Origin of the sequence: Paenibacillus sp. FSL K6-1558 (assembly GCF_038002565.1) — a bacterium.
In the GTDB taxonomy this organism is placed as follows: domain Bacteria; phylum Bacillota; class Bacilli; order Paenibacillales; family Paenibacillaceae; genus Paenibacillus; species Paenibacillus polysaccharolyticus.
In genome coordinates, this window is the sequence record NZ_JBBOCV010000001.1 from 3912470 (window position 1) to 3927293 (window position 14824).

The following is a 14824-nucleotide window of genomic DNA, read 5'->3' on the forward strand; positions in this document are numbered from 1 at the left end:
TTTTTTCCCCGATAGTCAGCCTTGACAGCAGACGGGGTAACGGGTAAACTATTGCATGGGCTTATGAATGAGCGACAATATATTTATGTTTTTTTAGAGAAAGTGCCCCGTCCTGCGGGAGTACTTTCTTTTTGTATTTTTAGAGGCAGAATGATGCCAAACGATTACTTTTCCGACTGCTTCCGGCCAAACCTTTTCGGCCTGTTTTTTTGTATGTTCAAACAAAGAAAATGGAACTACCGACGAGGTTTGTAGTGGGACAAGCGTGGATGAAGGCTCCCGGAAAGTTTGCATTATTTTTTGCCAGGAATGATGTGTTAGTTAAAGCCGTCTTCGCTGGAAAGGGCAGTTCGCAGATGCAGTTAATTTCTGCCATTGCTCTTTTTAACGATGATTACCTGGGAAACGGGTTACGATAACACCATATATCGCCTGAATTTCTGTACTTATATTAGGAGGGTAATAACAGTGACAAAGTATATTTTCGTGACGGGCGGAGTTGTGTCCTCCCTGGGCAAAGGGATTACAGCAGCCTCGCTGGGCAGATTGCTGAAGAACAGAGGACTCAAAGTAACAATCCAAAAATTCGATCCATACATCAACATTGACCCGGGAACCATGAGTCCTTATCAACATGGTGAGGTATTCGTAACGGATGATGGCGCAGAGACGGACCTGGACCTTGGCCACTACGAACGTTTTATCGACATCAACCTTTCCAAAAACAGCAATGTCACGACAGGTAAAGTGTACTCTTCTGTAATCAGCAAAGAGCGTCGCGGAGAGTATCTGGGCGGTACAGTTCAAGTCATTCCACATATCACAAACGAGATCAAAGAGCGTGTATTCCGCGCTGGACGTGAAGCGGGTTCGGATGTTGTTATTACCGAGATTGGCGGAACGGTGGGTGACATCGAGAGTTTGCCATTCCTGGAAGCGATTCGTCAGATCAAGAGTGATGTAGGTCGTGACAACGTGATGTACATTCACGTTACACTGATTCCATATATCAAAGCAGCGGGTGAAGTCAAAACAAAACCGACACAACACAGTGTGAAGGAATTGCGTAGCATTGGTATCCAACCAAACGTTATCGTTTGTCGTACGGAATATGAGCTGTCCAAGGACATGAAGGCCAAAATCGCACTTTTCTGTGATATTGACGAGAATGCAGTCGTTGAATGCCGTGATGCAAGCACGTTGTATGAAGTACCACTTAACCTTCGTGAAGAGGGTCTGGATGAAATCGTGGTTAACCATCTGAAACTGACTACTCCTGCACCGGATATGAGCGAGTGGGAAGGTCTGGTGAACCGGATCAGCAAGCTGGAGCGTACGGTCGAGATTGCAATCGTTGGTAAATATGTGGCATTGCATGATGCGTACCTGAGTGTTGTAGAGTCCCTGTCACATGCAGGGTTTGCATCCAATGCGGACGTGAAGATCCGCTGGGTTCCTTCTGAAGATATTACCGATGAGAATGTAGGCGACATGTTGCATGGTATTGGTGGTATTCTTGTTCCTGGTGGCTTCGGTGATCGCGGTATTGAAGGCAAAGTATCGGCAATTCGTTATGCCCGTGAAAAAAATATTCCGTTCTTCGGAATTTGCCTGGGTATGCAGGTTTCTGTCATTGAATATGCACGCTCTATCGTTGGTTTGAACGGAGCAAACAGTTCGGAGATTAACCCGGCTACCGAGTTCCCGGTAATTGACCTGCTGCCTGAGCAAAAAGATATTGAAAATCTGGGCGGTACGATGCGTCTTGGTCTGTACCCTTGTAAGCTGCAGGAAGGTTCTTTGGCGATGTCATGTTACGACGATGAGTTGGTATACGAAAGACACCGTCACCGGTACGAGTTTAACAACGAATACCGTGAAGCGATTGAAAAAGCAGGTCTTGTTATTTCCGGTACATCACCGGATGGACGCCTGGTTGAGATTGTGGAACTTCCTGGACACCCTTGGTTCTTGGCAGTACAGTTCCATCCGGAATTCACTTCCCGTCCGAACCGTCCGCAACCATTGTTCCGTGAGTTTGTGAAAGCTTCTCTGGAGAACGCGGAGAAATAATAAATTGAATCATTGAAAACCCTAGTATTATGAGGATGTTTCTGGCTGCTATTATAGCGCGGAAACGTCCTTTTCTTTTTAATAAAGATGTAGATTGATTTACCCTTTGTCAATTTGAGATAATAGAAGGATTTTACTGGAAGAGGTAGAATACTTATCATGACGACTATGGGATAGTTATCCAGATGTAATGTGTATATGCTTTCCTAATTCTAGGAGGTTACAGCGTGGAAGAGAAAAAAGTTCTGATTGTCGATGACCAAAACGGTATTCGTATTCTACTGATGGAAGTGTTCAGCAGCGAAGGGTATAACACATTTCAGGCGGCAAACGGCAAGATTGCGCTCGAAATCGTCAATAAGGACAAGCCGGATCTCGTTCTGCTGGACATGAAAATTCCGGGGATGGACGGGCTTGAAATACTGAAGCATATCAAGGAGATTGACCCTGATATCAAGGTTATTATGATGACGGCGTATGGAGAACTTGACATGATCAAGGAAGCTACCGATCTTGGCGCGCTCATGCATTTTACGAAACCGTTTGATATTGATGAGATGCGTGTGGCCGTTAATATGCAACTTCGCAATGGCGCTGCGAACAAATGCAGCTAAATCCTGTCGATACAGGATTTTTTTGCGTCAACCACCAACCACATGTAATCATGAGAAAATGGAGTATTTCACCTGTTAGTGTAGGGAATATTGGAAATGGTAACGCCATCATGCCGTGTCTGTGAAAACTGTGCTGCAAAGCACAGCATTTTTGCAAAAGCTTGTTTAGTATTTGACATGGGATGTGGTATAATAAGCCCGTATGTGATTTCGGCTAAAAACCATAGACACAACCCAAACCCCTAGGAGGATTGAAACCATGCCATTAGTATCTATGACAGACATGTTGAACAAAGCACTTGAAGGAAAATATGCAGTTGGTCAATACAACATCAACAACCTTGAGTGGACTCAAGCGATTCTTACTGCTGCTGAAGAAGAGAAATCCCCAGTAATTCTGGGCGTATCCGAAGGTGCAGCACGTCACATGGGCGGCTTTACTACTGTAGTTAAAATGGTAGAAGGACTCTTGATTGACATGAAAATTTCCGTACCAGTTGCAATCCATCTGGATCACGGTTCAAGCTTCGACAAATGTAAAGAAGCAATCGATGCTGGCTTTACATCCGTTATGATCGACGGTTCCCATCACTCCATCGATGAGAACATCGAAATGACTAAAAAAGTCGTTGAATACGCACACGCTAAAGGCGTTTCTGTAGAAGCTGAAGTTGGTACTGTAGGCGGACAAGAAGACGACGTTATCGGTGGTATTCAATACGCTGACTTGAACGAATGTATCCGCATCGTTAAAGAAACAGGTATCGATACTTTGGCACCAGCTCTGGGTTCCGTTCACGGTCCTTACCAAGGCGAGCCAAACCTCGGCTTCAAAGAAATGGAAGAAGTTCGTGACGCGGTACAAGTTCCACTCGTATTGCACGGTGGTACAGGTATTCCTAAGCACGATATCGATAAAGCAATCTCTTTGGGTACTTCCAAAATCAACGTGAACACAGAGAACCAAATCTCGTTCACAAAAGCAGTTCGTGAAGTGCTTGCAGCAAAACCAAACGCTTACGATCCACGTACGTTCATCGTACCAGGCCGTGATGCAATCAAAGAAACTGTTAAAGGTAAAATCCGTGAGTTTGGTTCCAACAACAAAGCGTAATTTATCTTTAAAAGTTCCATACTGTGAAATGGAAGAACACCGCCTAGCCGGTGTCTTTCCATTTTCACACCTTATTTCTACATCGTTAGCCATCAGCACGTATTGCCGTTCATCGGCTGCAAAACACGTAGGGGGACATTAAGCTTTATGGAAAAATTAATGATTAGTGGCGGACGTCCGTTACAGGGAACTGTAACTATAAGCGGTGCCAAAAACAGCGCCATTGCGCTTATTCCTGCAGCATTGCTTGCCGAGTCAGAGGTCGTGTTGGATAACTTGCCATTACTCAGTGACGTGGCCGTATATGCAGAAATTTTGGAGGAACTTGGGGCGCGTGTGACTTGGGAAGGTAGTCAGATGAAAATTGATCCTTCTGATATTAAATCCATTCCGATGCCAAACGGTCCTGTGAAGAAACTTCGTGCTTCTTATTATATGATGGGAGCACTGCTTGGACGTTTTAAAGAAGCAACAATAGGTTTGCCCGGAGGTTGTAATTTTGAACCTCGTCCAATTGATCAACACATCAAAGGGTTTGAAGCGCTTGGCGCAACCGTGACGAATGAACATGGCTCTATCCATTTGTATGCCAAAGAGCTACGCGGAGCTAAAATATATCTTGATGTAAGCAGTGTTGGTGCAACCATCAACATTATGCTGGCGGCCACTCGTGCCAAAGGCTCTACAATTATTGAAAATGCGGCTAAAGAGCCTGAGATTATAGATGTAGCAACACTTTTGAATTCTATGGGTGCCAGCATCAAAGGTGCAGGTACAGAAACGATTCGAATCGAAGGGGTCTCGGAGCTTAAGGGTTGCCGTCACTCCATTATTCCGGATCGGATTCAAGCGGGCACGTATATGATCGCTGCGGCGGCCACGCGCGGAGATGTACTCATTGATAATGTCATTCCCAAACATCTGGAGGCTTTAACGGCCAAGTTGCTGGAGATGGGAGTGGGTATCGAGGAGCTGGACGAAAGTATTCGGGTTATTGGACAGCCGCAGTACAGTCATGTTGATGTAAAGGCGCTGGTATATCCAGGATTCCCTACCGACCTGCAGTCCCCAATGACCAGTGTATTAACACAAGCGAACGGTGTAAGTGTACTGAGTGACTTTGTATACAGCAATCGGTTCAAACATGTGCCTGAACTGGTTCGTATGGGCGCCAAAATCCGTGTGGAAGGCCGATCAGCCATTATTGAAGGCAGTGCACTGAATGCGGCTAAAGTAAAAGCGTCGGATCTTCGTGCTGGTGCAGCACTAGTCATCGCGGGACTTACCGTCAGTGAAGGAGTTACTGAGGTGACGGGAGTTGAGTTTATTGATCGTGGTTACGATCATTTGGTGACCAACCTACGTTTGCTTGGTGCAGACGTGTGGCGGGAAACCGAATAGGTATTGATTAAGGCGCAGCATCGCAAATATTCCCGCTTGAAGCGTGTTTTGTAGCGGTGCTGCATAACCTATAGTAGAATAGGGTATACTATTCTAATAGATTTTGTATTCTCTTCCGGATATGATGAACTGTAACAGGTTCTCGTTTCGGAGGGTCTTTTTTTGAAATAAACATCATAAGGCTTTAGAACACATCATTTCTTATATTGTTTTTGAAAATCATTCCCTTTCTCCAATCCCCGGATTTGTTTGAACCTGCGCTTCATAGCCGGTCTTCCCGGATCGATCGCCCCATGTTTGGAGTTCACTCATTAAGGATTATGCCATGTAATGGCCATTCCACCCGGAAACTTACACACCAAGACATGTATTTGCATTATAACGGTTACATTCCGTACAATGGATAGAAGAGATTGTGGTAGAACTGCTTTCTATGGCTTGAATTAGCTAACGAAACTATCCATTTCACGGACTCATTAATTGAATAGGTGGTTATTATATGGATCTGCAAATTTCCGATTTGGAAGAAATGAAATTAACGGACCTCTATAAGCTGGCGAAAAAATACCAGATTCCTTATTACGGGACCCTTAAAAAGAAAGAATTAATCTTTGCAATACTCCGTGCGCAAGCGGAACAAAGTGGTTTGATGTTTATGCAGGGCGTGCTCGAGATTTTACCTGAAGGTTACGGCTTCTTGAGGCCAATCAACTATTTGCCAAGTACAGAAGATATTTATATCTCGGCCTCACAGATTCGCAAGTTTGATTTACGCACGGGTGACCTTGTATCAGGTAAGTGTCGAACGCCAAAAGAAAATGAGAGATATTTCGGTTTATTGCAAGTTAACGCTGTGAATGGTGAGAATCCATCGGCGGCTGCGGAGAGACTTCACTTCCCGGCATTAACCCCATTGTATCCGCAGAAGAAACTGGTTCTTGAAACATCCCCGAGCCATTTATCCACACGTATTATGGATGTGCTTGCCCCTGTAGGGTTGGGACAACGTGGATTGATCGTAGCACCTCCCAAAGCCGGTAAAACGCTTCTCCTCAAAGAAATTGCCAACAGCATCTCAACTAACAATCCAGAAATTGAACTTTTTGTCCTGTTGATTGATGAACGTCCAGAAGAAGTAACGGATATGTCTCGTTCGGTAAAAGGTGAAGTTGTCGCTTCCACGTTTGATGAGTTGCCCGAGAATCATATCAAAGTAGCGGAACTGGTGCTGGAGCGCGCTCTGCGTTTGGTTGAAGCCAAAAAGGATGTCGTTATTTTGCTCGATAGTATCACACGTCTGGCTCGTGCATATAACCTGGTGATTCCACCATCTGGACGTACACTAAGTGGTGGTATTGATCCAGCAGCATTCCATCGTCCAAAGCGTTTCTTTGGTTCTGCTCGTAACGTGGAGGAAGGCGGTAGCTTGACTATTTTGGCAACAGCGTTGATTGATACGGGGTCGCGTATGGATGACATCATTTATGAAGAATTTAAAGGTACGGGTAATATGGAGCTTCATCTGGATCGCAAATTGGCTGAACGCCGTATTTTCCCTGCCATCGATATTCGCCGTTCCGGTACACGCCGTGAAGAGGTATTGCTTAGCAAGGAAGAGCTGGATACGATCTGGGCTATTCGTAAAAATATGAATGATTCCCATGACTTCGTTGAAGGTTTCCTGAAAAAACTACGCAACAGTAAAACGAATGCCGAGTTCCTGGCTGCGTTTGACGCGGCTGGCAATGCGCCCTCCAGCAATGCTGGAACGACGACAACTCGCCGTTCCCCAAGACAAACGGCTACATCAGGAACATCGAATTAACATTTGAACTGCAGTTTGAATTCGTATAACGTAGCCATGATCGTTGTAAGATAAAGATGTGGCTGACTGTACAATCAACTGACTGCAATATAATATACTCGTCGTCAGGTTTAACCCAATAGATGTGAGGAGAACATCATGTATTTAGTATACGCAGATGAAAAAGGTAATGTTTTTGATCATCCCTCCCTGTACGGACTCGCCCGTAGTGGAGATATGATTGTCGAGATAATGGAGGATGAGTTGATTCCTCTGCCGGACGGTGCAACATTGGTTGGTCTTCCAAGCACCCGTCCTATCGGTATGGACCCGGATACAGGCGAGATGTTGCCGTTGCCGAGTGATACACAAGCTGTAGGGGCTCTGTTGCCGCAAGGTTTTACGCGTCTGTGCTTGCCGGGTTACGTAAAAACGGATAAGGATTACAAGCTGCCGTTGTTTGGATACTCGGCTGTCGTTTGGAAAGATGGCGGTTTCTACGTTACGGCTTCCCAGTCCGATATTCCTGAGAAGTGGAATCCGATGAACTGTGATCGTGACGATGTGCGCTCTGGGGTTAAACGATTTACGGAGAAGTATCCAGAGAACCGTTTATACACCCACCTGTCCAATTGTGCACTGGGTTATGAGTGTCTCACGTCTTCCAACACATTCTTGAATCGTTGGGAAGGCGGCGTTCCTGTATCATACTCATGTAATGCTGGTTGTTTCGGTTGTATCTCTGAACAGCCGGATGACAGTGGATTTGTATCACCTCAAACACGGATGAATTTCCGTCCTCGTGTAGATGAGATCGTTGAAGTGATGCTGGAACATCTGAAAACACCCGAATCTATTATTAGCTTCGGACAGGGGTGTGAAGGTGAACCTTCCACACAGGCCAAGCTGATCATCGAAGCTATTCGCGAAGTGCGCTCCATTACGGATATGGGTTACATCAACATTAATACCAATGCTGGATTGAATGATCATATCCGCGGAATTGTGGATGCGGGGCTGGATCTGATGCGTGTGAGTACGATCAGTGCATTGGATGATCATTACAACGCGTATTACAAACCTCGTGGATATACATTGGCTAATGTAGAGAAATCAATGAAGTACGCTGCGGAGCAAGGGGTATATACCTCCATTAACTATCTGATCTTCCCGGGTGTAACCGATCGTGAGGAAGAGATCGAGGCAATGATTGAATTTGCACGCCGCACCAACCTGCGATTGATTCAGATGCGTAACCTGAATATTGACCCGGAGAGCTATCTGGAGTTAATTCCGCCAGCACAGGGAGATATTTTGGGAATGAAGCAGATGCTGGAGATATTTGCGGAAGAGTTGCCGGATGTTGTCATCGGGTCGTATACGCATGTTCCACCGGCTGGGATGGCTCGTCCCAAAAAGCTAATTACCTCTTGAATGAATTAGATTGCAACCGGGTTTAGGCCGTGTTATAATCTGCTGTGTTGTGCCATTTACTCTGGGTCCGCTTGAGGCTCAGGGCGGAAAGAGGTGAAAGGTAATGAAAGAAGCAATTCATCCTAAATACACGATTGGTCAAGTATCCTGCGCATGCGGTAATACTTTTGAGACTGGTTCGGTTAAAGAAGGACTTCGTGTAGAGATTTGCTCCGCGTGCCACCCGTTCTTCACAGGTAAACAGAAGTTTATCGATGCTGGCGGCCGTGTGGACCGTTTCAAAAAGAAATACGGAATCTAATCGTACAATTCCTTGTGGATTGTCTAATTATTGTATCCCAATCACCCCTGCTATTTTGGCAGGGGTTTTTAGTTACTTATACAGAGAAGTGTGTGGTTTCCATTTTCCAGCCGGTTGCATTTTGGACTACCTTGCGTTATACTATTTCTTACCGTGCTAGATGGGGAGGTAGCGGTGCCCTGTAACTCGCAATCCGCTATAGCGAGGTTGAATTCCTGTTAGAGGTTTTGTCGATGTGAGGTTTGGTCCCTGAACGTGGTGTTGACGGTTGGGTCCTCCGCAATGAGTACTCATGAACCTGGTCAGGTCCGGAAGGAAGCAGCCATAAGTGAGATCACTCTTGTGCCGGAGGGTTGCCTAGCCTGAGCTATTGTTCAGGGGTGCCGCTTGGATCGCAAATATCGATAGCAGGTGCACGGCTTAACCTTTTAAATTGTAGAGACCTTTGCAGTAGTATAAATGCAGGGGTCTTTTTTGATATGTTAAAAAACCGCTTATGAAATGAGTCAGATAAAGTTTGGATTCACTCTGGAATATAGTATAATGGGGTGACGACAACGGACTCGAATGCGAAGTGGAAGGAAGGTAACGCATCATGGAGCATATCGCGTTATACCGGGCGTGGCGTCCTCAGTCGTTCCAGGATATGGTGGGACAACAACATATTATTCAGACCTTGCAGAACGCGATTCGTGAACAGCGGACCTCCCACGCTTATTTGTTTAGCGGTCCCCGAGGGACGGGGAAGACAAGTGCGGCCAAAATATTGGCCAAGGCTGTAAACTGTGAACGCGGACCTGCAACTGAGCCTTGTAACGAATGTGAGGCTTGCCGCCGAATTACGAACGGCGCTGTTATGGATGTGCAGGAGATTGATGCTGCCTCCAATCGGGGCGTCGAGGAGATCCGCGATCTTCGGGAAAAGGTGAAGTATGCCCCTACCGAAGTCCGGCAGAAAGTTTATATTATTGATGAAGTGCACATGTTGACGACAGAGGCGTTCAATGCTTTGCTCAAAACATTGGAGGAGCCGCCGCCACATGTAATGTTTATTTTAGCAACGACAGAACCGCATCGTCTGCCTGCTACCATTATATCGCGTTGTCAGCGATTTGATTTTCGCCGCGTATCTCTGGAAGAACAGACAGCCAGATTGACTTTGATCTGTGAACAGGAAGGGATGGAAGCGGATCAAGATGCGTTGCAGTACATTGCCCGTCTATCTGATGGTGGGATGAGGGATGCGCTCAGTGTGCTGGATCAAATCTCTTCATTTACCGATGGGAAAGTAACTTATCAGCAGGTTATGGACATGACAGGCGGTATTCCTTCAGAGCAATTTGCCAAGCTCGCATCCTCCTTGCTCAAAGGGGATGTCGGTTATATTTTGCAGATGATCGAGGGCTTTATGCATGAAGGCAAGAGTGCGGACAAATGTATGGAGAATCTGCTCTACTATTTCCGGGATTTACTGATGATCAAGATGGTGCCAGATGCGGACAAACTGACGGATCGGGTGTTGAACCCGGAATCGTTTCGAGATATGGCGGAATCGTTTACGAAGGAACAGTTGTTTCAGATGATCGATACGCTGAATCGGTACCAGAGTGAGATGAAATATGCAGTTCAGCCGCAGACATTGTTTGAGGTGGCTCTGCTTAAACTGTGTAGTATCCCGGCTATGGGCGGAGCTGCTTCATCGGTTGGAGTGACTTCTCCTTCTGCACCCGCTGATACTGGAGAGATCAATCGATTGAAACAGCAGCTTGCTGAGCTGGAGAAAAAGCTAGATCGGGCGCTCAAGAGTGGTCTGTCAGGTGGGGATGCGGCTTCAAATGCTCCTGCACGACCGGCAACACGTGCGCCAATGTCCAGAGCGAACGCTCCGGTGAAGCTTCCGGCGAATTTGGATCAATATATCGCGCGCAAAGGATCTCCAGAATTCACGGAGATTAGCAAAAAATGGAGCCAGATTTTGCAACGTGTCAAAGAAGAGAAAGTTACGGTTCATGCCTGGTTTATGGATGGAGAGCCGGTTTCACTGCTCGAAGACAATGTGCTGGTTGCTTTTAAGAACAACATCCACCGTGAAACAACCGAAAAACAGGCGAATCGTGATGTCATTGAGCGGGTCCTTTCGGAACAGCTTGGGCGTCCGGCTCGACTTGTGACGATGATGCTTAGAGACTGGACGGGTGCGATGGAAGGAACTTCTGAAACGCCAAAGGAGGATTTTAAGCTTGAACCAGAGCATGAAGACGGTGGTTCAGGCGATAAACAGCCTTGGATTGATGAAGCTATTCAGTTATTTGGCGAAGATCTCGTAGTCATTAAAGAGTAGTACATTACGATGTAATGTGTATAATTTGAGATAACTATATTAAAGGAGATGACGGATATGAATAACATGAACCAAATGATGAAACAAGTGAAGAAAATGCAGGAGCAAATGCTGAAGGCACAGGAAGAACTCGCGGACAAAACGGTTCAAGGTACTTCTGGCGGCGGAGTGGTAACTGCTGAAGTTAACGGGCATAAAAAACTGCTCGCCATCACGATCAAGCCTGAAGCCGTAGATCCGGATGATGTTGAAATGCTTCAAGACCTTGTCATGACTGCTGTGAATGACGCTTTGACCAAAGCAGATGAAATTGCGAATCAGGATATGGGTAAATTCACGGGCGGCATGAAAATTCCGGGGTTATTTTAGTATAAACTGATCCTGTCAAAAGGAGACACAACCGATTGTATTATCCTGAACCGATAGCCAAGCTGATTGATGCCTTCACCCGTCTTCCTGGGGTGGGTCCGAAGACAGCGGCTCGTTTAGCTTTTCATGTGCTTAACATGAAGGAAGATGACGTTATTGATTTTGCCAAAGCGCTCGTGAGTGTGAAGCGTAATCTCCATTACTGTTCTGTGTGCTGTAATATTACAGATACAGACCCTTGCCGGATATGTCAGGATAAGTCGAGAGATGTGTCCGTCATCTGTGTAGTCCAAGATTCGAAAGATCTGGTAGCTATGGAGCGGACTAAGGAATTCGATGGGTACTACCATGTGTTGCAGGGGGCAATTTCTCCAATGGAGGGAATTGGTCCGGATGATATACGCTTGAAAGAGCTGTTAACTCGTTTGAGTGATGAGCGGGTAAAAGAATTGATTTTGGCGACTAATCCCAATATTGAGGGAGAAGCTACGGCGATGTACATTTCCCGCCTAGTGCGTCCGTTTGAAATTAGTGTGACCCGTATTGCTCACGGATTGCCCGTGGGCGGCGATCTGGAGTATGCAGATGAAGTTACACTTTCGAAGGCGCTGGAAGGACGCAGAGAGATGCGCTAATGTATCTAGTTGCGTGTGAGTTTGATAAGGGTGTCGTTCGTATAGAAGACAATCCAATAAATTGATTTATATTGCAAGAGAGAGCCGTGAGCTCTCTCTTTTTTTTATTATAAAAGTAGATGTCCGAGTTCTAAGTTTGTCCCTTCCTTGATATGTATGAGAGTGTGTTATACGGATGGATAAGGGAGGGTGTTTATGTTGATATGGCGAAAATTAAGGGACGGGAAGAAGAGAGAGCTTGCGAAACTGGAGGCGGAGTTGGTGTATGTGGATGTGCAGAAGGCCAAACAAGAGTGGGAACGTGCGATGCGACAGTTTGAGGATGCTCTGGGAGAGGATGAGATCGATTATGCCATCTATGTGCTTGAAGCGGCCGAGAGGAAATACCAAATTCATTTGAAACGGGCCAAACGGTTGAATGGGATGGATGTGGCTACTACCGATCGAGAACTCAGTGTGTAATTAGAGTCAGTTGGCTGAGTATACAGATGATTTTATATATAGCTGGAGGTGGAATGTATGAAGAGTGTTATTCTGGGAAGCATATTGGTTGCCTCTCTGTTGGCACTGGTTGCTGTTTTGTTTAGAAAACGCTTAGGCTTATCAATCTTTACATCAATCGGAATTCATGTGGTGCTTGCGGCCGCTGGGATATATGTCGTAAATTACTCGGGTTGGATAACAGGAATTTATATCCCTTTAAATCCTGCAACAATAGGTACAGTTACTGTTCTGGGACTCCCGGGGGTTGGTCTGTTATTGGGGTTGAAAATTTCTTTATTCGGGTAGTTGACTACCGAGCAATGTATATGGTACATTATATCTCGTTGCTTTGCTTGCTTGGTTACACGCTTTGCTTGAAACAAATGAAGTTCATTACGAACTTCAAAAATAATTTCAAAAAAAGGCTTGACCAAAACAAACGAAGTATGATATATTATAAAAGTCGCCGCTGAGACAAAATGGTGATGAAAAAAAGAAGTTTGATCTTTGAAAACTGAACAACGAGTGAGTATCGATCTTGCTTGCAAGATCAAAAATGAGATTTTTAATCTCGTCAGATTCAAAATGAGCTTATCGCTCTTTTCAATAACTTTATTGGAGAGTTTGATCCTGGCTCAGGACGAACGCTGGCGGCATGCCTAATACATGCAAGTCGAGCGGACTTGAAGAGAAGCTTGCTTCTCGGATGGTTAGCGGCGGACGGGTGAGTAACACGTAGGCAACCTGCCCTCAAGCTTGGGACAACTACCGGAAACGGTAGCTAATACCGAATACTTGTTTTCTTCGCCTGAAGAGAACTGGAAAGACGGAGCAATCTGTCACTTGGGGATGGGCCTGCGGCGCATTAGCTAGTTGGTGAGGTAACGGCTCACCAAGGCGACGATGCGTAGCCGACCTGAGAGGGTGATCGGCCACACTGGGACTGAGACACGGCCCAGACTCCTACGGGAGGCAGCAGTAGGGAATCTTCCGCAATGGGCGAAAGCCTGACGGAGCAATGCCGCGTGAGTGATGAAGGTTTTCGGATCGTAAAGCTCTGTTGCCAGGGAAGAACGCTTGGGAGAGTAACTGCTCTCAAGGTGACGGTACCTGAGAAGAAAGCCCCGGCTAACTACGTGCCAGCAGCCGCGGTAATACGTAGGGGGCAAGCGTTGTCCGGAATTATTGGGCGTAAAGCGCGCGCAGGCGGTCATGTAAGTCTGGTGTTTAATCCCGGGGCTCAACCCCGGATCGCACTGGAAACTGTGTGACTTGAGTGCAGAAGAGGAGAGTGGAATTCCACGTGTAGCGGTGAAATGCGTAGAGATGTGGAGGAACACCAGTGGCGAAGGCGACTCTCTGGGCTGTAACTGACGCTGAGGCGCGAAAGCGTGGGGAGCAAACAGGATTAGATACCCTGGTAGTCCACGCCGTAAACGATGAGTGCTAGGTGTTAGGGGTTTCGATACCCTTGGTGCCGAAGTTAACACATTAAGCACTCCGCCTGGGGAGTACGGTCGCAAGACTGAAACTCAAAGGAATTGACGGGGACCCGCACAAGCAGTGGAGTATGTGGTTTAATTCGAAGCAACGCGAAGAACCTTACCAGGTCTTGACATCCAACTAACGAGGCAGAGATGCGTTAGGTGCCCTTCGGGGAAAGTTGAGACAGGTGGTGCATGGTTGTCGTCAGCTCGTGTCGTGAGATGTTGGGTTAAGTCCCGCAACGAGCGCAACCCTTATATTTAGTTGCCAGCATTTCGGGTGGGCACTCTAGATAGACTGCCGGTGACAAACCGGAGGAAGGTGGGGATGACGTCAAATCATCATGCCCCTTATGACCTGGGCTACACACGTACTACAATGGCCGGTACAACGGGCTGCGAAATCGCGAGATGGAGCCAATCCCAACAAAGCCGGTCTCAGTTCGGATTGCAGGCTGCAACTCGCCTGCATGAAGTCGGAATTGCTAGTAATCGCGGATCAGCATGCCGCGGTGAATACGTTCCCGGGTCTTGTACACACCGCCCGTCACACCACGAGAGTTTATAACACCCGAAGTCGGTGGGGTAACCGCAAGGAGCCAGCCGCCGAAGGTGGGATAGATGATTGGGGTGAAGTCGTAACAAGGTAGCCGTATCGGAAGGTGCGGCTGGATCACCTCCTTTCTATGGAGAATCGTCTTCTGCAACGAAGACATTCAAATCTAAAATCTAGCCAGGTCGGCTAGTTACTCACTCGTTGCTCAGTTTTGA

The 14824-nt window shown here is 46.5% G+C and carries 12 protein-coding genes, 1 rRNA gene and 1 other RNA gene; all 14 read left to right on the forward strand.

The annotated features are described in order from the left end of the window. Positions 1-468: 468 nt before the first annotated feature. The 14 genes from MHI38_RS16875 (at position 469) to MHI38_RS16940 (ending at position 14737) form a co-directional block, all read left to right on the forward strand. Positions 469-2073 carry a CTP synthase gene (locus tag MHI38_RS16875; protein WP_090924864.1) on the forward strand — a complete coding sequence of 535 codons (1605 nt, stop codon included), beginning with the start codon at positions 469-471 and terminating at the stop codon, positions 2071-2073. A gap of 227 nt (positions 2074-2300) precedes the next feature. Then, positions 2301-2687, forward strand: a complete 387-nt coding sequence (locus tag MHI38_RS16880) for a response regulator (RefSeq protein WP_090924863.1) — start codon at positions 2301-2303, stop codon at positions 2685-2687. A 259-nt stretch (positions 2688-2946) separates the two neighbouring features. Next, complete coding sequence (gene fba / locus MHI38_RS16885; protein WP_056698160.1) at positions 2947-3801, forward strand: class II fructose-1,6-bisphosphate aldolase; 855 nt, start codon at positions 2947-2949, stop codon at positions 3799-3801. A 147-nt stretch (positions 3802-3948) separates the two neighbouring features. Then, positions 3949-5202, forward strand: coding sequence for a UDP-N-acetylglucosamine 1-carboxyvinyltransferase (locus tag MHI38_RS16890; protein ID WP_090924862.1), 1254 nt, complete (start codon positions 3949-3951; stop codon positions 5200-5202). 499 nt (positions 5203-5701) lie between these two features. Next, the gene (gene rho, locus MHI38_RS16895) at positions 5702-7027 is read left to right on the forward strand and encodes a transcription termination factor Rho (RefSeq protein ID WP_090924861.1); all 1326 of its coding nucleotides are present in this window, start codon (positions 5702-5704) and stop codon (positions 7025-7027) included. 138 nt (positions 7028-7165) lie between these two features. Continuing rightward, complete coding sequence (locus MHI38_RS16900; RefSeq protein WP_090924860.1) at positions 7166-8440, forward strand: radical SAM protein; 1275 nt, start codon at positions 7166-7168, stop codon at positions 8438-8440. A gap of 103 nt (positions 8441-8543) precedes the next feature. Then, on the forward strand, positions 8544-8741 hold the full coding sequence (rpmE, locus tag MHI38_RS16905; RefSeq protein ID WP_090924859.1) for a 50S ribosomal protein L31: 198 nt from the start codon (positions 8544-8546) through the stop codon (positions 8739-8741). Between the two features lie 151 nt (positions 8742-8892). Continuing rightward, positions 8893-9160: signal recognition particle sRNA large type (ffs, locus tag MHI38_RS16910), an RNA gene on the forward strand. A 176-nt stretch (positions 9161-9336) separates the two neighbouring features. Beyond that, on the forward strand, positions 9337-11082 hold the full coding sequence (dnaX, locus tag MHI38_RS16915; protein WP_341181449.1) for a DNA polymerase III subunit gamma/tau: 1746 nt from the start codon (positions 9337-9339) through the stop codon (positions 11080-11082). 57 nt (positions 11083-11139) lie between these two features. Continuing rightward, complete coding sequence (locus MHI38_RS16920) at positions 11140-11451, forward strand: YbaB/EbfC family nucleoid-associated protein (protein ID WP_090924857.1); 312 nt, start codon at positions 11140-11142, stop codon at positions 11449-11451. A 35-nt stretch (positions 11452-11486) separates the two neighbouring features. Continuing rightward, entirely contained in the window at positions 11487-12086 is a 600-nt protein-coding gene (gene recR, locus MHI38_RS16925) for a recombination mediator RecR (RefSeq protein WP_062329683.1), read from the forward strand. Positions 12087-12281: 195 nt separating this feature from the next. Further along, entirely contained in the window at positions 12282-12548 is a 267-nt protein-coding gene (locus MHI38_RS16930; protein WP_154892126.1) for a DUF2508 family protein, read from the forward strand. 57 nt (positions 12549-12605) lie between these two features. Then, positions 12606-12875 carry a pro-sigmaK processing inhibitor BofA family protein gene (locus MHI38_RS16935; RefSeq protein ID WP_154892125.1) on the forward strand — a complete coding sequence of 90 codons (270 nt, stop codon included), beginning with the start codon at positions 12606-12608 and terminating at the stop codon, positions 12873-12875. Between the two features lie 306 nt (positions 12876-13181). Continuing rightward, a 16S ribosomal RNA gene (locus MHI38_RS16940) occupies positions 13182-14737 on the forward strand. Positions 14738-14824: the final 87 nt, after the last annotated feature.